Consider the following 19,415-nt stretch of genomic DNA (forward strand, 5'->3'; position numbering starts at 1 on the left):
GGCCTCGATCTGAGCAGCCCCCTCGGGATCCTCGGCGCCGTGCTCTCGCTGGCCGCCCTCGTGGTGAACATCCTGTGGCTCGTGAACGCCTTCAACAAGGATGTCGCCGCCTACACGCAGCAGGGCCGCCGTCGTGCCGGGGGAGGGGTGTTGCGCCGGTGGCGAGACCACGCGGCCGCACCTGGCCGGACCCCGTCCCGGACCGCCAGCATGGAGGCATGTCCCCCCAGACCCCGGTCCCGTCGCCCCTGACCGCCCCGTCCGCCCTCCCCACGACGCCGGACGAGGTCGCCCCGCGCGTGCGCCGCATCCGCAGCGTGCTCGCCGTGCTCACCGCCGTGATCGGGCTGGTCGCGGCGGCGCGGCTGCTGACGGCGCCCGGGGCGGGGATCGGCCCCGTGCCGCAGGATCCGTCCCGCGCCGCGCAGGCCTCGCTGCTCACCGCCGCGGGGATCCTCGTGGCGGTGCACGTCGGGCTGGCCGTCGGCGTGGCCCGGTACAGCGAGGCCGCCCGACTGATCGGGGCCTTCGTGGTCGGCGGCGTCACCCTGTCCACGCTGCTCACCACCATCCGGATGTTCGCCTTCCCGCCCGCGCAGTGGCCCGTGCTCGTGGCCCTGGCCGGGCTGCTGGCCGCCGCCGCGATCGGCTGGTTCGTCTGCGCCTTCCATCGTCCGTTCGGGGACGCCTGCAAGGGGATCAGCCGGGCCCGGGCCGGCCGCGGTGCGCGATGATGGACCCATGCCCTCCCGTCGTGACCCCATGATCCGTGCCGCCGAGCGGCCCGTCGGCCTCGACGAGCCCGCCGTCCGCGGCCCCGTCCGTCGGCTCCAGGTCACCACGCTCGGCACGGGGGCGGTGTCCGCCCTGGCCGCCGCCGGAGTGCTCGCGCTGCAGTCGGACCCCGGCTATGTCCGCGCCGTCCTGCAGGCGCGCTCGTGGGGTGCCGTCGAGGTGACGGACACGGACGTGGCCGCCTTCCTCACCCCCGCCGGCGGCGTGCCCGCGGCCGTTGGCGGGATCCTCGCGCTCACGGCGCTGCTGGTGTGGGGGATGCAGCGGCTGTGGCGGCCCTCGCGGTGGGTCGGCACGGCGGCGGCCGGCGTCGGCATGCTCTCCGCCGCGTTCTGGAACGTGGACGGCGGCCGCATGGTGGCCGCCGGGGCCGGGGGTGTCCTCACCCTGCTGGCCGTGTTCGCCATGCTCGTGCTCTGCGCGGTCTGGCTGCTTGTGGCGCACCGCCGCTCCACCCGGGACGCCTTCGACGGCTGACCCCCGCGGGCCTCTCCACGACGACGGCGGCCCGCCTCCCCGCGTGGGGGAGACGGGCCGCCGTCGTCGGTCGATCAGAAGGTGCGGGCCAGGATGGCCTGCTTGACCTCGGCGATCGCCTGGGTCACCTGGATGCCGCGCGGGCACGCGTCGGTGCAGTTGAAGGTCGTGCGGCAGCGCCACACACCCTCCTTGTCGTTCAGGATCTCGAGGCGCATGTCCCCGGCGTCGTCACGCGAGTCGAAGATGAAGCGGTGCGCGTTCACGATCGCGGCGGGACCGAAGTACTGGCCGTCGGTCCAGAACACCGGGCACGAGGACGTGCACGCGGCGCAGAGGATGCACTTGGTGGTGTCGTCGTAGCGCGCGCGGTCCGCCTGGGACTGGTAGCGCTCCGTCGTGGGCTCCTGGCCCTTGGCCACCAGGAACGGCATGACCTCACGGTAGGACTGGAAGAACGGGTCCATGTCCACGATCAGGTCCTTCTCCACCGGCAGGCCCTTGATGGGCTCCACCACGATGGGCTTGGACAGGTCCAGGTCCTTGAGCAGGGTCTTGCACGCCAGGCGGTTGCGGCCGTTGATGCGCATCGCGTCCGAACCGCAGATGCCGTGCGCGCACGAGCGGCGGAAGGACAGGGTGCCGTCGTGGTCCCACTTGACCTTGTGCAGGGCGTCCAGCACGCGGTCCGTGCCGTACATGGTCAGGCGCCACTCGTCCCAGTAGGACTCCTCGGAGGCCTCGGGGAGGTAGCGGCGGACCTTCAGGACGATGTCGAAGGACTCGATCCCACCGGCGCCGCCCTGGGAGGACTGGTCCGCCGGACGGGTGTCCGAGGTCTCCTCGGCCACCGGGGTGCCCGCGGCGGGGGCGGCGGTCTCGTTTGCTGCGTGGCTCATCAGTACTTGCGCTCCATCGGCTGGTAACGGGTGACGATCACGGGCTTGGTCTGGAACCGGTTGCCCTTGACGCCCTCGAACTCGGCGTTCTCATCACGGTAGATCATGGTGTGGGCCATGAAGTTGGCGTCGTCGCGGTCCGGGTAGTCCTCGCGGTAGTGGCCGCCGCGGGACTCCTTGCGGCCCAGTGCCGCGAGGGTCATCGCCTCGGCGATGTCGAGGAGGTACCCCAGCTCCATGCCCTCGAGCAGGTCGAGGTTGAAGCGCTGGCCCTTGTCCTGGACGGAGACGTTCTCATAGCGGCGGCGGAGCTCCTCGATCTTCGCCAGAGCACGGCGGATCGACTCCTCGTCGCGGAACACCTGCATGTCCGCGTCCATGGACTCCTGGAGCTCGGCGCGGATGTCCGCGACGCGCTCGTCGCCCGTGGCCGAGCGCAGGCTCTCGATGTGCCGGCGGGTGCGCTCCTCGCCGTTCTCCGGCAGCTCCACGAACTCGGCCTGCGCGGCGTACTCGGCCGCGTAGATGCCGGCGCGGCGGCCGAACACGTTGATGTCGAGCAGGGAGTTGGTGCCCAGGCGGTTGGAGCCGTGCACGGACACGCACGCGACCTCGCCCGCGGCGTAGAGGCCCGGAACCACGGTGTCGTTGTCCTGCAGGACCTCGGCCTTGACGTTCGTGGGGACGCCGCCCATGAAGTAGTGGCACGTCGGGAACACCGGCACCGGCTCGGTGTAGGGCTCCACGCCGAGGTAGGTGCGGGCGAACTCGGTGATGTCCGGCAGCTTCTCGTCGATGTGGGCCGGCTCGAGGTGCGTGAGGTCCAGCAGGACGTAGTCCTTGTTCGGGCCGGCGCCGCGGCCCTCGCGGACCTCCAGGGCCATCGACCGGGCGACGATGTCGCGCGGGGCGAGGTCCTTGATGGTGGGGGCGTAGCGCTCCATGAAGCGTTCGCCGTCCGCGTTGCGCAGGATGCCGCCCTCACCGCGGGCCGCCTCGGAGAGGAGGATGCCCAGGCCGGCCAGGCCGGTCGGGTGGAACTGGACGAACTCCATGTCCTCCAGCGGCAGCCCGGAGCGGTAGGCGATGGCCATGCCGTCGCCCGTCAGGGTGTGCGCGTTCGAGGTGGTCTTGTACACTTTGCCGGCGCCGCCGGTGGCGAACACCACGGACTTGGCCTGGAAGGTGTGCAGCTCGCCGGTGGCCAGCTCGTAGGCCACGACGCCGGCCACGCGCTTCTGCGCGTAGGGGGTGCCGTCCTGACGGGTGGCCTCCTCCTCGACCATGAGCAGGTCCAGGACGTAGAACTCGTTGTAGAACTCCACGTCGTGCTTGACGCAGTTCTGGTAGAGCGTCTGGAGGATCATGTGGCCGGTGCGGTCCGCGGCGTAGCACGCGCGGCGGACAGGGGCCTTGCCGTGGTCGCGGGTGTGACCGCCGAACCGGCGCTGGTCGATCTTGCCCTCGGGCGTGCGGTTGAAGGGCAGGCCCATCTTCTCGAGGTCGAGCACCGCGTCGATGGCCTCCTTGGCCATCACCTCGGCGGCGTCCTGGTCCACGAGGTAGTCACCGCCCTTGACGGTGTCGAAGGTGTGCCACTCCCAGTTGTCCTCCTCGACGTTGGCGAGGGCGGCGCACATGCCGCCCTGGGCCGCGCCGGTGTGGGAGCGGGTGGGGTAGATCTTGGTGAGCACGGCCGTGCGGGCGCGCTGACCGGACTCGATGGCGGCGCGCATGCCCGCGCCGCCGGCGCCGACGATCACCACGTCGTACTTGTGTACCTGCATTCAGGTGTCTCTCTCTCAGTGTCAGTGGCCGGCGTGCACGTGGGGCGTGCACGCCGGCGTCCGGGACGGCGGATCGGGCCGGTCAGCGGCAGATCGCGGGGGAGTTCTCGAGCAGGGCGCCGGTGGCGTCCACCATGCAGGGCTCGAAGGTGAAGATCACGAGGGTGCCGAGCACGATGATCGCGGCGGTGGCCACGTAGAGGATCATCGAGAGCCAGAAGCGCACGCCGTCACGCTCGGCGTAGTCGTTGATGATGGTGCGGACGCCGTTGGCGCCGTGCAGCATGGCCAGCCACAGGAGGGCCAGGTCCCAGAACAGCCACAGCGGGTGCGCCCACTTGCCGGCCACGAAGCCGAAGTCGATCCCGGAGATGCCGTCCCCGACCATCAGGTTCGAGAAGATGTGCACGAACACGAGCACGACGAGGATCACGCCGGACACCCGCATGAACAGCCACGCGAGCATCTCAAAGTTGCCCTTGCCCGACTCGCCGCGGGTGTACTTGGGATCGATGCGGCCGGTGCGCGGGGCCGCGATGGTGGTCTCAGGGGTGCTCATGATCAGTGACCTCCGAAGGCGAGCGTGAGGTGACGGACGGAGAAGCCGATCAGCAGGACCGCCCAGAGGGCCAGGACGACCCACAGGAGGGTCTTGTGGTGGCGGGTGCCGCCCTTCCAGAAGTCGACCAGGATGATCCGCAGACCGTTCAGCGCATGGAACAGCACGGCGGCCACGAGGGCGGTCTCACCCAGAGCGAAGTACCACGTCTTGTACGACTCCATGACGGCGTCGTAGGCCTCGGGCGACACGCGCACCATGGCCGTGTCCAGCACGTGGACGAGCAGGTAGAAGAAGATGACGACGCCGGTGACGCGGTGGCCCACCCAGGACCACATGCCTCCGTGGCCCCGGTACAGGGTCCCGCGGCCGTTCTTGGCCGGGGCCTGCGCAGTGGCGCTAGACACGGTTGATACCTCCAGGGGGAATGCTCCGAACGGGGGCGGGGTCGCGTGAGGGCCCCGACCGGGCGGATGCGAGTGGATTCCTGCTGTCCAGGGTAGACCCTCCACCGTGGTCGTGGGGCCCCGGGAATGCATGTGTCCGCGCCATTCCCTACGCTGAGCCCGTGAACACCGAATCCGCAGCGGCCACGGCCGCCTCCGCCCCCGCGCGCGACGCCGCGTCCGCGCCCGCCCTCGAGCGCTTCCACGCCGTGATCCCCGCCGGCGGCGTGGGCACCCGTCTGTGGCCGCTCTCGCGTGCTGCGGCGCCGAAGTTCCTCCACGACCTCACCGGGTCCGGCCAGACCCTCATCCGCGCCACGTGGGACCGCCTGGCCCCGCTCGCCCGCGGCGTCATGGTGGTCACGGGGGAGGCCCACGAGGACGCCGTCCGCCGGCAGCTGCCGGACCTGGAGGAGCAGGACCTCGTCCTCGAGCCCGAGCCCAAGGACTCCGCCGCGGCGATCGGCCTGGCCGCCGCGATCCTCTCGCTGCGTGACCCGGACACCATCATGGGGTCCTTCGCGGCCGACCAGGTGATCGGCCCCGTGGACGTGTTCCAGGATGCCGTGGCCCAGGCTGTGGCCACCGCGGCCACGGGCCGGATCGTGACCATCGGCATCACCCCCTCGCACCCGGCCACGGGCTTCGGCTACATCCGATCCGGTCGTCGGCTGCGCGTCGAGGGCGCCCCGGACGCGCACGACGTCGCCGCGTTCGTGGAGAAGCCCGACCAGCGCGTGGCCGAGCGCTACGTGGCCTCCGGCCGCTACCTCTGGAACGCCGGCATGTTCGTGGCCCCCGTGGCACTCATGCTGGAGCACCTCGCGGCCAACGAGCCGGAGCTGCACGACGGGATCATGGAGATCGCCCGCGCCTGGGACACCCCGCAGCGGGACGAGGTCATGGCGCGGGTGTGGCCGGGCCTGAAGAAGACCGCCATCGACTACGCGGTCGCCGAGCCCGCCGCGACCGCCGGCGACGTGGCCGTCATCCCCGGCACGTTCACGTGGGACGACGTGGGCGACTTCGCCGCGATCGCCCGCCTGAACCCCGCGCGGGACGCGTCCGGCATCACCGTCATCGGCGACACGCCCCGCGTCTACTCCTCGGACGCCTCCGGCGTCGTCGTCACGGACACCGACCGCGTGATCGCCCTGATCGGGATCGAGGACGTGGTGGTGGTGGACACCGGTGACGCCCTGCTGGTGACCACCACGGAGCACGCCCAGGACGTGAAGAAGGCGGTCGAGTCGCTCAAGGCGCGCGGCGCCGACGACGTCCTCTGACCCGCCCGGCTCCGCCCGCCCGGCTCCGCACGCGCCCGGGCGGGCCGGAGTAGGGTGCTGGGCCATGAGCACCTCCGAGTCCGTCGTCAGTGAGCCCGCTCCGCGCGTGGTCCTTCCGTCCGTGGCCTCCGTCGTGGCGCAGCTGGAGCGGGAGGTGACCGGGGTGCGGCGGGATCTGCACCGCCACCCGGAGCTGTCCTACGAGGAGTACCGGACCACGGACCGGATCGTGGAGGCGCTCGCCGAGCACGGGCTCTCCCCGGTGCGCCTGCAGGACACCGGTGCGTACGTGGACGTCGGGGAGGGGCCGATCGTGCTGGCCCTGCGCGCGGACATCGACGCGCTCCCGGTGGAGGAGGAGACCTCCCTGCCGTATGTCTCCGTGAACGACGGCGTGGCGCACGCCTGCGGACACGACATGCACACGGCCGTCATGGTCGGCACGGCCCTGACCCTCGCCCGGATCCTGCGCGGCGCCACCCCGGACCCCGCGCTGCGGGCCGCCGCGGACCGCGCCCATGGCCGGGTCCGCATCATCTTCCAGCCCGCCGAGGAGCGGCTGCCCGGCGGCTCGCTCGCCGTCATCCGCCAGGGCGTCCTCGAAGGCGTCCCGCGCATCCTGGCCGCGCACTGCGACCCGCACTTCGACGTCGGCACGATCGGCACCCGCATCGGCGCCATCACGTCCGCGGCGGACACTCTACGCATCACGCTCACGGGCCGCGGCGGCCACACCTCGCGTCCGCACCTGACTGAGGACATGGTCTTCGCCCTGTCCCAGATCGCCGTCAACGTCCCGGCGGTGCTCTCCCGGCGCATCGACGTGCGCTCGGCGGTGTCCGTGGTGTGGGGGCAGATCGCGGCCGGGTCCGCGCCCAACGCGATCGACAACACCGGCTACCTCGCGGGCACCATGCGCTGCCTCGACGCCGGCGTGTGGGAGGAGGCTGGCGCCCTCCTGGACGAGGTCGTCGGCCAGGTGGCCGCGCCCTACGGCGTGGACGTCCGGATGGACCACATCCGCGGCGTGCCCCCCGTGGTCAACGCGGAGGCGGAGACCGCGCTGATCGAGGCCGCCGCGCGTCGGGAGCTGGGGGCCCGGGCCATCCAGCTCACGCCCCAGTCCATGGGCGGGGAGGACTTCGCCTGGATGACCCAGGAGGTCCCTGGCTCCATGCTCCGCCTCGGCACCCGCACGCCGGGCGGCACCACGTACGACCTGCACCGGGGCGACTACGCCCCGGACGAGCGGGCGATCGGGGTGGGCATGCGCGTGTTCGCCGCCGCGGCCCTCGACGCGCTGACCGCTGGCGGGGAGTGACGGGGCCGCGGGGACCGGACCGGCGGGGGGCTCCCGAGGCCGATCGGCACCACGCGCCAGGCGAACTTTGGGTAAACTCCCACCTAGGATGCCTGTGACCCGTCCCACGCCCCGTGCCGGTCGGGGACACGGCATCGGCCCTCCGCCTCCGGAGGGACCTTCGCACCGCGCCTTCTCGAAATGAGGATCCCCATGGGCATCGTCTCCCCGTCGTCTGAGCGTCGCCGCTCCCTCCTGCTCCCCGCCGCGCTCCTGGGCGCCTCCGGCCTGCTGCTGGCCGGCTGCGGCGCCCCGCCCGCCGAGTCCGGCTCCTCCGCCTCGGGCGGCTCCGCCGCCGTGACCGCCGACGCCGCCGCCGGCTCGGACAACGAGGACTACAAGGCCTGCATCGTCTCCGATCAGGGCGGCTTCGACGACCGCTCCTTCAACCAGTCCTCCTACGAGGGGCTGAAGGCCGCGGAGGAGGCCTACGGCATCGAGACCAACGAGGCCGAGTCCCAGGACCCGGGCGACTTCACCCCGAACGTCAACTCCATGGTGCAGGCCGACTGCGACTCCGTGATCGGCGTGGGCTTCCTGCTCGGCGACGCGATCAGGCCGATCGCCGAGGCCAACCCGGAGACCCACTTCCTCGGCGTGGACGTCACCGACGACGGCTTCTCCGACAACGTCAAGAAGCTCACCTACGACACGGCCCAGGCCGCGTTCCTGGCCGGCTACGCCGCCGCCGCGACCACCGAGACCGGCACCGTGGCCACCTACGGCGGCATGGAGATCCCCACCGTGACGATCTTCATGGACGGCTTCGCCGCCGGCGTGGAGCACTACAACGAGACCAAGGGCGAGGACGTCAAGCTCCTCGGCTGGGACCGTGAGGCCAAGACCGGCTCCTTCACCGGCGACTTCGAGAACCAGGCCAACGGCAAGACCAACACCGCCAACTTCATCAACGAGGGCGCGGACATCGTGATGCCGGTGGCCGGGCCCGTGGGCCTGGGCACCATCGACGCCGCCAAGGAGGCCAACGCCGCCGGCAAGGACGTCAAGGTCATCTGGGTCGACTCGGACGGCTACGAGTCGACCGAGGCCGGTGACATCATGCTGACCTCCGTGGTGAAGAACATGGGCCAGTCCGTGACCGACGTGCTCGGCCAGGACGTGCAGGGCGAGTTCGACAGCACCCCGTACGTGGGCACCCTGGAGAACAAGGGCGTGAAGCTGGCCCCGTTCCACGACTTCGAGGACGAGGTCTCCCAGGAGACCAAGGACGAGCTGAAGACGCTGCAGGAGCAGATCATCTCCGGCGAGCTGACGGTCGACTCGGAGTACTCCCCGACGTCCTGACCCTCTGCCGCTCCGGACTCCGGCAGACTGGGGCCGGCGCCGACCCTCCACAAGGGGGACGGTGCCGGCCCCGGCCCGCGTCCGACGCACCCCGCCACAGGAAGGCCCCCCATGAAGCTCGAGCTGCGCGGCATCACCAAGCGCTTCGGCTCCTTCGCCGCCAACGAGGACGTCCATCTGACGGTGGAGTCCGGCCGCGTCCACACCCTGCTGGGTGAGAACGGCGCCGGCAAGTCCACCCTGATGAACGTCCTCTTCGGCCTCTACGAGCCGACCGAGGGGGAGATCCTCCTGGACGGGCGGTCCGTGCGCTTCTCCGGCCCCGGGGAGGCCATGCGCGCCGGCATCGGCATGGTGCACCAGCACTTCATGCTCGTCCCCGTGTTCACCGTGGCGGAGAACGTGGCGCTGGGCGACGAGCACACGCGCGCCGCCGGCATCCTCGACCTCGAGGCCACCCGCCGTCGCATCCGGGAGATCTCGGACCAGTACGGCTTCCACGTGGACCCGGACGCGGTGGTGGAGGACCTGCCCGTCGGCGTCCAGCAGCGCGTGGAGATCATCAAGGCCCTCGTGCGGGACGCCCGCATCCTGATCCTCGACGAGCCCACCGCCGTGCTCACGCCCCAGGAGACGGACGAGCTGTTGGAGATCATCCGCCAGCTGCGCGCGGACGGCACCGCGGTGGTCTTCATCTCCCACAAGCTGCGCGAGGTCAAGGCGATCTCGGACGACATCACCGTGCTGCGCCGCGGTCGCGTGGTCGGCACCGCCGACCCCACCGCCGACGCCGCCGAGCTGGCCGCGCTCATGGTGGGCCGCGACGTCGTGCTCCACCGCGCCAAGGCCGAGCCGCGCCTGGGCGAGGAGACCTTCCGGGTGGAGCACCTGACCGTGGTGGGCCCGACCGGCCAGGTGCTCGTGAACGACGTGTCCTTCGGCATCCGTCAGGGCGAGGTGCTCGCCGTGGCCGGCGTCCAGGGCAACGGCCAGACCGAGCTCACCGAGGCGATCATGGGCCTGCAGCCCAAGGCCACGGGGTCCGTCCGGCTCGACGGCGAGGAGCTGCTGGGCCGCAGCACCCGCAGGATCATCCGCACCGGCGTGGGCTACGTGCCCGAGGACCGGTCCACCGACGGCCTCGTGGGCTCGTTCTCCGTGGCGGAGAACATGGTGCTGAACCGCTTCGACACCGCCCCGGCGGGCACGGCCGTGCAGCTGCGCCCCCGCGCCATCCGCGAGCTCGCCGAGCGCCGGGTCGCCGAGTTCGACGTGCGGACCCAGGGCGTGGACCTTCCCGTCTCCTCGCTCTCGGGCGGCAACCAGCAGAAGGTCGTCATGGCCCGAGAGCTCGTGGACGGGCTGCGCCTGTTCATCGCCTCCCAGCCGACGCGCGGCGTGGACGTGGGCTCGATCGAGTTCCTCCACGACCGGATCATCGCCGAGCGGGACGCCGGCACCCCCGTGCTGATCGTGTCCACCGAGCTGGACGAGGTCATGGAGCTCGCCGACCGGATCGCCGTGATGTACCACGGCCGGATCGTGGACATCGTGCCCGGGGACGCCTCGCGCGACCGCCTGGGCCTGCTGATGGCGGGGCAGACCGCCGGGGACACCGACCAGGAAGGACCGCGCGCATGAGCACCGCCGTGGCCGAGCGTCCCGCCGGGACGTCCACACCCCGGGGGGAGTCCGCGTTCCGGCGGATCGTCTCCGGCAACGGGATGGTCACCCTGCTGGCCGTCCTCCTGTCCCTGATCATCTCCGCCGTCCTGATCGTCCTCACGGACGAGGACGTGCAGGAGTCCGCCGGCTACCTCCTCGCCCGGCCCGCGGACGCCCTGGGCGCGGCCTGGGAGGCCGTCTCCGGCGCGTACGCCGCCCTGTTCCGCGGCTCGATCCTGAACTACCGGGCGGACACGGCCGCGGACATGGTCCGGCCCCTCACCGAGACCCTCACGGTGGCCACCCCGCTGATCATCGTCTCCCTCGGCGTGGCCATCGCGTTCCGCGCGGGGCTGTTCAACATCGGCGCGCAGGGCCAGTTCATCTTCGGCGCCATGTTCGCCACCTGGTTCGGTGTGCACCTGGACCTGCCCCTCGGCGTCCACCTGCTGCTGGTCATGACCATGGCGGTCCTCGGCGGCGTCCTGTGGGGCGGCGTCGTGGGCATGCTGAAGGCCTGGACCGGGGCGCACGAGGTGATCCTCACCATCATGCTCAACTACGTGGCCGTGAACCTCCTGGCATACCTGCTGAACACGCCGGTGCTGCGCCGGGCGGGCACCACGAACCCGGTCTCCGAGTTCCTGCCGGCCACCGCGATGTTCCCGAAGCTGCTCGGCGACGGGTTCCGCCTGCACGCCGGCTTCCTCGTGGCCCTGCTGGCCACCGCGTTCGCGTGGTGGCTGATGTCCCGGTCCACGCTCGGCTTCCGCCTGCGCGCCGTGGGCGCCAACCCCGACGCCGCGCGCACCGCCGGCATGTCCGTCAAGGGCACGTACGTGGCCGCCATGGCCCTCTCCGGCGGCCTGGCCGGCCTGGCCGGCATGGCGCACGTCTCCGGCACGGAGGGCTCCCTGAACACCTCGGTGGCCGGCTCCTTCGGGTTCGACGCGATCACGGTGGCCCTGCTCGGCCGGTCCCATCCGGTGGGGGTGCTCTTCGCCGGCCTGCTGTTCGGCGCCCTGCGGGCCGGCGGCGTGACCATGCAGACGGAGACGGGTGTGCCGATCGACATCGTCCTCGTGGTGCAGTCCATGATCGTGCTGTTCATCGCCGCCCCGCCGCTGGTGCGCGCGATCTTCCGCCTGCCCGCCCCGGGTGGGGCCCGCGCCCGCGGCACCGCTGATCCCGTGACCCAGCCGGCCGTGGCCGGCGCGGCCGTCACCGGCGCCGCCGGCCAGGCCGTCGCCCCGTCCGCCCAGACCCAGGACGCCGCCGTGTCCGCCACCGCCGCCGCGGCGGGGGAGCAGGACGGCGACCCGCACCGTGAGAAGGGACAGGCCCTGTGAGCACCGCCGCCCCCCAGCCCGTGACGCCCCGGCCCGCCGTGTCCGGCGCGGACCGGACCGCCGTCCGGCCCGCGGCCGCCGAGCCGCAGACCGTGGCGGTCCGGAACTGGTCCGTCCCGATCCTGCTGAGCGTCTTCACCCTGGTCTCCCTCCTGGTGTTCTCCCTGAACGCGCCGGCCGAGACCGCCACGTTCCGCATCTCCAACCCCTCGGACGCGGTCGTCCTGCCGGACCTGGCCGCGCCCGCCGGGCCCACGGCGTGGGTCCTCACCGCCGTGCTCGCGGCGGCCACCGCCGCCGCGTGGCTGCTCACGGTGCGGGGGCGCCGCGTGCCCGGCTGGCTGGCGGGGCTGTTCGCCCTGGCCTTCGTGGCGGCGTTCCTCGTGTGGGTGGTGGGCTCGGCGGACAACACCACCGTGTTCCTCACCGGACTGATCGCCGGCTCGTTCACGCTGGCCGTGCCACTGATCTTCGGCTCCATGGCCGGCATCCTCTCCGAGCGATCCGGGGTGGTGAACATCGCGATCGAGGGCCAGCTGCTGGCCGGCGCGTTCCTGGCCGCCGTCGTCGGGTCCCAGACCGGCAGCGTGTGGGCCGGGCTGATCGCCGCCGTCGTGGCCGGTGTGCTGGTGTCCTGGCTGCTGGCCGTGTTCTCCATCACCTACCTGGTCAACCAGGTGATCGTGGGCGTCGTCCTCAACGTGCTCGTGGCGGGGCTGACGAGCTTCCTGTTCTCCACGGTGCTCTCGGACAACTCGTCCACGCTGAACTCCCCGCCGCGGTTCCCGCAGATCCGCATCCCGGGGCTGGCCGACATCCCCGTGATCGGTCCGATCCTGTTCGACCAGACGATCCTCGGGTACGGCATGTACCTGATCGTGGGCCTGCTCTGGTTCGGCCTGTTCCGCACCCGCTGGGGCCTGCGCGTGCGTGCCGTGGGCGAGCACCCCAAGGCCGCGGACACCGTCGGCATCGCCGTGAACCGCACCCGGTACCTCAGCGTCCTGCTGGGCGGCGCGGTGGCCGGCATGGGCGGCGCGTTCTTCACGCTGGTCTCCGCCTCGTCCTTCTCCAAGGAGATGACGGCGGGCCAGGGGTTCATCGCCCTCGCGGCGGTGATCTTCGGACGGTGGAACCCGATCGGCGCGTTCTTCGCGGCGCTGCTGTTCGGCTTCGCCACCAACATGCAGTACGTCCTGGCGATCCTCGGCACGCCCGTGCCGAGCCAGTTCATGGCCATGCTCCCGTACCTGGTGACGGTGTTCGCCGTCGCCGGCCTGGTGGGACGCTCCCGCGGGCCCGCCGCGGCGGGCGTGCCCTACGTGAAGGAGTGAGGGATGGCCGAGGCGGGCGCCGTGCCGGCGCATGAGGTGACGGAGGCGGACTGGGGGCGCCTGCGGGCGGCCGCGGCCGACGCGCTCGAGCTGGCGTACGCGCCGTACTCGGGCTACCGGGTGGGTGCCGCGGCGCTCACGGAGGACGGGCGGACCGTGCGCGGCTGCAACGTGGAGAACGCCTCCTTCGGCGTGACCCTGTGCGCCGAGTGCGCTCTCGTGGGGGAGCTGCACATGGGCGGCGGGGGCCGGTTGACGGCCTTCGTGTGCGTCGGCGGGGACGGGCGGCTGATCATGCCGTGCGGCCGCTGCCGGCAGCTGCTCTGGGAGCACCACGCCCCCGGCATGGTGCTGCTCACCCCGGCCGGGGTGCGCGGGATCGAGGAGGTCCTCCCGCAGGCGTTCGGCCCGGGGGACCTCGAGGCCTGACCGGCCCGTCCAGCGGACGCCCCGGGTCCGTGGCTAGGCTGGGGCCGCCGACGGCGCGCGCCGTCGGCGAGCCACGACGCCGGAAGGGACCCTCCCATGACCATCTCCTCCCCGTCCGCCGCGGGCGGCGCGGCCGCGCCCGAGTCGTTCGACGCCATCGAGGTCATCCGCCTCAAGCGGGACGGCCACCGGATCGACGACGCGCGGATCGACTGGGTGGTGGACGCGTACACCCGCGGCGTGGTGGCCCCCGAGCAGATGTCCGCCCTGGCCATGGCCATCCTGCTCAACGGCATGGACCGAGACGAGATCTCCCGCTGGACCGCCGCCATGATCGCCTCCGGTGAGCGCATGGACTTCTCCGGCCTCACGGCCCCCGACGGCCGACGGCTGGCGACTGCGGACAAGCACTCCACCGGCGGCGTGGGGGACAAGATCACCCTGCCCCTGGCCCCGCTCGTGGCGTCCTACGGCGTGGCCGTCCCGCAGCTCTCCGGCCGGGGCCTCGGCCACACGGGCGGCACCCTCGACAAGCTCGAGGCCATCCCCGGCTGGCGCTCGGACCTCACCACCGAGGCGATGCTGCGCCAGCTCTCCGAGGTGGGCGCCGTGATCTGCGCCGCCGGCTCGGGCCTGGCCCCGGCGGACAAGCGCCTGTACGCCCTGCGCGACGTCACCGGCACGGTGGAGGCCATCCCGCTGATCGCCTCCTCGATCATGTCCAAGAAGATCGCCGAGGGCACCGGCGCCCTCGTGCTGGACGTCAAGTGCGGCTCGGGCGCGTTCATGAAGGACGAGGCGTCCGCCCGCGAGCTGGCCCGGACCATGGTGGACCTCGGCCGGGACGCCGGGGTGGACACCTCGGCGCTGCTCACGGACATGTCCGTGCCCCTGGGCCGGACGGCCGGCAACGCCCTCGAGGTCCGCGAGTCGGTGGAGGTGCTCGCCGGCGGCGGCCCGGCCGACGTCGTGGAGCTCACCGTGGCGCTCGCCGCCGCGATGCTCGCCGGCGCCGGGGTCACGGACGTGGACCCGGCCGAGCACCTGGCCAACGGCCGGGCGATGGACGTGTGGAACCGGATGATCGAGGCCCAGGGCGGCGACCCGCGCGCGGCCCTCCCGACGGCGGCCCACACCGAGGACGTCGTCGCGGAGACGGACGGCGTCCTCACCGAGCTGGACGCGATGGCCGTGGGCCTGGCCGCGTGGCGCCTCGGCGCCGGGCGCGAACGTCAGGGCGAGGCCGTGCAGGCCGGGGCCGGCGTGGAGCTGCACGCCCGCCCCGGCGACCGCGTGGTCAAGGGCCAGACGCTCATGACCCTGCACACGGACACCCCCGAGCGGTTCGACCGGGCCCGCCAGGCCCTCGAGGGCGGCTGGGCCGTCTCCGCGGCGCCGGACGCCGCCGCCGCGGCGGCCCTGCGCGAGCGCTCCGTGGTGCTGGACCGGATCGGCTGAGCGCGTGCTGGAGCAGGTCGAGGCCCTCATCCTGTCCGCGGCGTCCCAGCCCTGGGTCCTGCCGCTGGCGGCCGCGCTGTGCCTGCTCGACGGCGTCGTGCCCGTCTTCCCCTCGGAGTCCGTCCTCGTGGCACTGGCCTCGATCGTCCGCGACGGGGAGCCCTTCCCGCTCGCCGCGCTGTGGCTGGCCGGGTTCGCGGGGGCGTTCCTGGGGGACCTCAGCGCCTACGGGATCGGACGGGCGGTGGGGACGTCGCGCTTCGCGTGGATGCGGCAGCCGCGGGCGCAGGCCTCCGTGGCCGTGGCCCGCCGGAACCTGGACGCCCACGGGGCGTTGCTGCTCTTCACCGCCCGGTTCATCCCCGGGGGCCGGGTGGCCGTCAACCTCACCGCGGGAGCGATGCGCTATCCGCTGGCCCGCTTCATCCCGCTGGACCTGGTGTCCACGGGGCTCTGGGCGGCCTACTCGATCGCCATCGCGCGCCTGACGGCCGGATGGCTGGACAACGCGGTCCTGCAGATCGCCCTCTCGGTGTCCGGCGCAGCCCTCGTCGGGCTGTTCCTGGACCGCGGGGTCAAGGCCGTGCTGCGCCGGCGGCTGGCCCGCGCCGGCGGGACGCTGGGGCCCGCCGAGCACGCGGTCCTGGACTGAGGCCGGCCGTGGCCCTGCCGTAGAGTGAGGCCCGTGACCATGACCTCCCCGCAGCTCTCCGCCGACGCCCCCTCGCCCCTCGAGACCGACCTCGGCTCCCTGCCGAAGGTCTCCCTGCACGACCACCTCGACGGGGGCCTGCGCGTGGCCACCGTCCTCGAGCTGGCCCGCGAGGCCGGCGTCGAGGTCCCCGCCGACACCGTGGACGGCCTGGCGGACTGGTTCGCCGAGCACGCCAACGGCGAGTCCCTCGAGAAGTACCTCCAGACCTTCGCCCTGACCACCTCCGTGATGCAGACCCGCGAGCAGCTGCGCCGCGTGGCCCGGGAGTTCGTGGAGGACCTCGTGGCGGACGGCGTGGTCTACGGCGAGATCCGCTGGGCCCCCGAGCAGCACCTGGCCGGCGGGCTCACCCTGGACGAGGCAGTCGAGGCCGTCCAAGAGGGGCTCGACGAGGCGGTGGACGCCGCCGACGCCGACGGCCACATCATCCGCGTGGGTCAGCTGGTCACCGCGATGCGCCACGCCGACCGCGCCCAGGAGATCGCCGAGCTGGCCGTGCGCCACCGGGACCGCGGGGTGGTGGGCTTCGACATCGCCGGCGCCGAGATCGGCTTCCCGCCCTCTCGCTTCGCGGACGCCTTCACGTACCTGGCCCAGCAGCACCTCCCGGTCACCGTGCACGCGGGCGAGGCCGAGGGCCTGTCCTCCATCCAGGACGCGCTCGTCTCCGGCCGGGCGCTGCGCCTGGGCCACGGCGTGCGCATCGCGGATGACATCCGGGTGGAGTTCGGCGGCCTGGACGAGGACGGCGTCCCCGTGGACGCGGACACCGGGATCGTGGACCTCGGCCCCACCGCCGCGTGGGTGCGCGACCGCCAGATCGCCCTGGAGGTCTGCCCGTCCTCCAACCTGCAGACCGGGGCGGTGGACGCCGAGTCCGGGATCGCCGGCCACCCGATCGACCTGCTCGTGCAGCTGGGCTTCCGCGTCACCGTGAACACGGACAACCGCCTGGTCTCGGACGTGTCCCTGACCGACGAGCTGTACCTGCTGGCCGAGACCTTCGGCTACTCCCTCTCCGAGCTGCTGGACCTGCAGCTCAACGCCGCCGAGGCCGCCTTCCTGTCCGTGGACGAGCGCGAGGAGCTCGCCGAGATCCTCGTGGCCGGCTGGAGCGAGGCGATCTCCGGCGCGTCCGGTCCCGTCCTCGAGGCGCTGCCGGCCGAGGACGACGACGAGGCGGACGCCTGATCCGCATGCGGCGGACGGGGACGCGGTGAGCGACGCCGTCGACCGCCTCGTGGCCACGGTGGAGGCGCTGCGCACCCACTGCCCGTGGACGCGCTCGCTCACCCACGGCGCCCTCACGGAGTACCTCGTGGAGGAGGCCTACGAGGCCGTCGAGGAGATCGGCGCCCGCACGGACGCGCAGTGGGCCGACACCGCCGCCCGTCGCGCGGACGGGGCCTACGCGGCACTCGCGGGGGAGCTGGGCGACGTCCTGTTCCAGGTGGTCCTGCACGCCGCGGTGTCCCGGCATCCGGACGCCCCTGCGTCCGAGGCCGGATTCCGCGTGGCCGACGCGGCCGAGGCGCTCACCGCCAAGATGGTGCGCCGCAACCCGCTCGTGTTCACCCCGGACGGTCGCGTGCGCCCGGCCGAGGAGCTCGCCGGGATCACGCCCGAGGACGTGGAGCTGGCCTGGGAGCGGGCCAAGCGGCGGGAGCGGGCCACGGCGGACGCCCCGCACGGCGACGCCGCCCCCGCCTCCCCGGCCGACGCCCCTGACGCCGGGTTCGGCGGGATCCCCGCCCGCCTGCCGGCCCTCGCCGCGGCGGCCGCGGTCGTGGACCGCGCCGGGCGCCAGGAGGCGGACCCGCTGGCCGCCCACGCGCCGGTGTCGGACACCCCGGCCGCGTGGGCGGACGAGGCCGCCCTCGGGGCGGAGCTGTTCGCCCTCGTCCGCCGGGCGCGCGCCGCGGGGCTGGACCCGGAGCGGGCGTTGCGCGACGTCGTCGCCCGGGTCCGTACGGGGGACTGGGGCGCCCTCGGCTGAGCACGGGGCGGGCGATCAGCAGGCCCCGCGACGGGGTGCGGACGCTACGCTGAACGCGTGCCGCGACGACGCGCGCACGCGACGTCGACCTCGACTGAAGGAGACCCGTTCCATGGCCCTCATCGACGCCATCCACGCCCGCGAGATCCTGGACTCCCGCGGCAACCCCACCGTCGAGGTGGAGGTCCTGCTGACCGACGGCTCCCTGGGCCGTGCCGCGGTGCCCTCCGGCGCCTCCACCGGCGAGTTCGAGGCCGTGGAGCGCCGCGACGGGGACACGGAGCGCTACCTGGGCAAGGGCGTGCTCGACGCCGTCGCCGCGGTGGAGGAGATCGCCGAGGAGCTCGAGGACGAGGTCGCCGCGGACCAGCGGGCGATCGACCGCCTCATGCTGGACATCGACGGCACGGAGAACAAGGGCAAGCTGGGCGCCAACGCGGTGCTCGGCGTCTCCATGGCGGTGGCCGTGGCCGCCGCCCAGTCCGCCGACCTGCCGCTGTACAGGTACCTGGGCGGCCCGAACGCCCACGTGCTGCCCGTGCCGATGATGAACATCCTCAACGGCGGCGCCCACGCGGACTCCAACGTGGACATCCAGGAGTTCATGATCGCCCCGATCGGCGCCCCGTCCTTCCGTGAGGCCCTGCGCTGGGGCGCCGAGGTCTACCACACGCTCAAGAAGGTCCTCCAGGAGAAGGGGCTGTCCACCGGCCTGGGAGACGAGGGCGGCTTCGCCCCCTCCCTCGAGTCCAACCGCGCGGCCCTGGACCTGATCTCCGAGGCCGTGAAGAAGGCCGGCTACACCCTGGGCGAGGACATCGCCCTGGCGCTGGACGTGGCCTCCTCCGAGTTCTGCGAGAAGGGCTCCTACACCTTCGAGGGCGAGAAGCGCTCCTCCGAGGACATGGCCGCCTACTACACCGAGCTGGTGGACAACTACCCGATCGTCTCGATCGAGGACCCGCTGGACGAGAACGACTGGGAGGGCTGGCGTCTGCTCACCGAGGCCCTCGGGGACCGTGTGCAGCTCGTGGGCGACGACCTGTTCGTCACCAACGTCTCCCGCCTGCAGCGCGGCATCGACGAGCGCTCGGGCAACGCCCTGCTTGTGAAGGTCAACCAGATCGGCTCGCTGACCGAGACCTTCGACGCGATCGCCCTGGCCCAGCGCCACCAGTTCCACTGCATGATCTCGCACCGCTCGGGCGAGACCGAGGACACCTTCATCGCGGACCTCGCCGTGGCCACCAACGCCGGCCAGATCAAGACCGGCGCCCCGGCCCGCTCGGACCGCGTGGCCAAGTACAACCAGCTGCTGCGCATCGAGGAGGACCTGGGCGACGCCGCCGTGTACGCCGGGCGCTCCGCGTTCCCGCGCTTCCGCGGCTGACCGCCCACCACGCCGCCGCGGGCCCGTCCGGACATGCTCCGGGCGGGCCCGCAGCGTCCGGGGGTCGGCGCCGCCCCGCAGTCTCCGCCCAGGCGGGGCGACTACCCTGGGAGGGCACGCCCGTCGCCTCCGACGGCGGACCGTCCCGTCCGTCCGCCGAGGACG

18 protein-coding genes and 1 pseudogene are annotated in these 19,415 nt (G+C 72.7%); 15 read left to right on the plus strand and 4 right to left on the minus strand.

Translation table 11 applies throughout. The annotated features are described in order from the left end of the window. The 3 genes and pseudogenes from MA879_RS01740 to MA879_RS01750 all read left to right on the plus strand — a co-directional run. A pseudogene (locus MA879_RS01740) lies at positions 1–252 on the plus strand (hypothetical protein); the annotation flags it as partial. Continuing rightward, entirely contained in the window at positions 219–734 is a 516-nt protein-coding gene (locus tag MA879_RS01745) for a hypothetical protein (protein WP_248122833.1), read from the plus strand. The pseudogene MA879_RS01740 and the gene MA879_RS01745, both read left to right, overlap by 34 nt. 7 nt (positions 735–741) lie before the next feature. Then, positions 742–1,272 (plus strand): hypothetical protein, encoded by a 531-nt coding sequence (locus MA879_RS01750; RefSeq protein WP_248122835.1) that lies wholly within the window; start codon positions 742–744, stop codon positions 1,270–1,272. A 74-nt stretch (positions 1,273–1,346) separates the two neighbouring features. Here the strand turns inward: MA879_RS01750 and MA879_RS01755 are convergent, their stop codons facing one another. From MA879_RS01755 to sdhC, 4 genes are all read right to left on the minus strand, one after another. Next, positions 1,347–2,171, minus strand: coding sequence for a succinate dehydrogenase iron-sulfur subunit (locus tag MA879_RS01755; RefSeq protein WP_248122837.1), 825 nt, complete (start codon positions 2,169–2,171; stop codon positions 1,347–1,349). Then, positions 2,171–3,958, minus strand: coding sequence for a succinate dehydrogenase flavoprotein subunit (gene sdhA / locus MA879_RS01760; RefSeq protein WP_248122839.1), 1,788 nt, complete (start codon positions 3,956–3,958; stop codon positions 2,171–2,173). The genes MA879_RS01755 and sdhA overlap by 1 nt, the downstream gene beginning before the upstream one ends. 82 nt (positions 3,959–4,040) lie before the next feature. Next, positions 4,041–4,517, minus strand: a complete 477-nt coding sequence (locus tag MA879_RS01765) for a succinate dehydrogenase hydrophobic membrane anchor subunit (RefSeq protein WP_167736938.1) — start codon at positions 4,515–4,517, stop codon at positions 4,041–4,043. A gap of 2 nt (positions 4,518–4,519) precedes the next feature. Further along, positions 4,520–4,924 (minus strand): succinate dehydrogenase, cytochrome b556 subunit, encoded by a 405-nt coding sequence (sdhC, locus tag MA879_RS01770; RefSeq protein ID WP_248122841.1) that lies wholly within the window; start codon positions 4,922–4,924, stop codon positions 4,520–4,522. Between the two features lie 248 nt (positions 4,925–5,172). Between sdhC and MA879_RS01775 the strand changes: the two genes are divergently transcribed. From MA879_RS01775 to eno, 12 genes are all read left to right on the plus strand, one after another. Then, on the plus strand, positions 5,173–6,249 hold the full coding sequence (locus tag MA879_RS01775; protein ID WP_248123077.1) for a mannose-1-phosphate guanylyltransferase: 1,077 nt from the start codon (positions 5,173–5,175) through the stop codon (positions 6,247–6,249). 64 nt (positions 6,250–6,313) lie between these two features. Next, the gene (locus tag MA879_RS01780) at positions 6,314–7,570 is read left to right on the plus strand and encodes an amidohydrolase (protein ID WP_248122843.1); all 1,257 of its coding nucleotides are present in this window, start codon (positions 6,314–6,316) and stop codon (positions 7,568–7,570) included. A 192-nt stretch (positions 7,571–7,762) separates the two neighbouring features. Then, complete coding sequence (locus MA879_RS01785) at positions 7,763–8,914, plus strand: BMP family lipoprotein (protein ID WP_248122845.1); 1,152 nt, start codon at positions 7,763–7,765, stop codon at positions 8,912–8,914. A 111-nt stretch (positions 8,915–9,025) separates the two neighbouring features. Beyond that, on the plus strand, positions 9,026–10,555 hold the full coding sequence (locus MA879_RS01790; protein WP_248122847.1) for an ABC transporter ATP-binding protein: 1,530 nt from the start codon (positions 9,026–9,028) through the stop codon (positions 10,553–10,555). Continuing rightward, positions 10,552–11,928, plus strand: a complete 1,377-nt coding sequence (locus tag MA879_RS01795; RefSeq protein ID WP_248122849.1) for an ABC transporter permease — start codon at positions 10,552–10,554, stop codon at positions 11,926–11,928. The genes MA879_RS01790 and MA879_RS01795 overlap by 4 nt, the downstream gene beginning before the upstream one ends. A 38-nt stretch (positions 11,929–11,966) precedes the next feature. Then, positions 11,967–13,262 (plus strand): ABC transporter permease, encoded by a 1,296-nt coding sequence (locus MA879_RS01800; protein WP_248123079.1) that lies wholly within the window; start codon positions 11,967–11,969, stop codon positions 13,260–13,262. A 3-nt stretch (positions 13,263–13,265) separates the two neighbouring features. Next, on the plus strand, positions 13,266–13,691 hold the full coding sequence (locus MA879_RS01805; protein WP_248122850.1) for a cytidine deaminase: 426 nt from the start codon (positions 13,266–13,268) through the stop codon (positions 13,689–13,691). 96 nt (positions 13,692–13,787) lie between these two features. Next, positions 13,788–15,149 carry a thymidine phosphorylase gene (locus MA879_RS01810; RefSeq protein WP_248122852.1) on the plus strand — a complete coding sequence of 454 codons (1,362 nt, stop codon included), beginning with the start codon at positions 13,788–13,790 and terminating at the stop codon, positions 15,147–15,149. Between the two features lie 4 nt (positions 15,150–15,153). Beyond that, positions 15,154–15,801, plus strand: coding sequence for a DedA family protein (locus MA879_RS01815; RefSeq protein WP_248122854.1), 648 nt, complete (start codon positions 15,154–15,156; stop codon positions 15,799–15,801). A 39-nt stretch (positions 15,802–15,840) separates the two neighbouring features. Next, complete coding sequence (locus tag MA879_RS01820) at positions 15,841–17,055, plus strand: adenosine deaminase (RefSeq protein WP_248123081.1); 1,215 nt, start codon at positions 15,841–15,843, stop codon at positions 17,053–17,055. 25 nt (positions 17,056–17,080) lie between these two features. Beyond that, positions 17,081–17,860, plus strand: coding sequence for a MazG nucleotide pyrophosphohydrolase domain-containing protein (locus tag MA879_RS01825; protein ID WP_248122856.1), 780 nt, complete (start codon positions 17,081–17,083; stop codon positions 17,858–17,860). Positions 17,861–17,972: 112 nt separating this feature from the next. Further along, the gene (eno, locus tag MA879_RS01830) at positions 17,973–19,250 is read left to right on the plus strand and encodes a phosphopyruvate hydratase (RefSeq protein WP_248122858.1); all 1,278 of its coding nucleotides are present in this window, start codon (positions 17,973–17,975) and stop codon (positions 19,248–19,250) included. Positions 19,251–19,415: the final 165 nt, after the last annotated feature.

Source organism: Micrococcus lacusdianchii (assembly GCF_023155805.1).
In the GTDB taxonomy this organism is placed as follows: domain Bacteria; phylum Actinomycetota; class Actinomycetes; order Actinomycetales; family Micrococcaceae; genus Micrococcus; species Micrococcus lacusdianchii.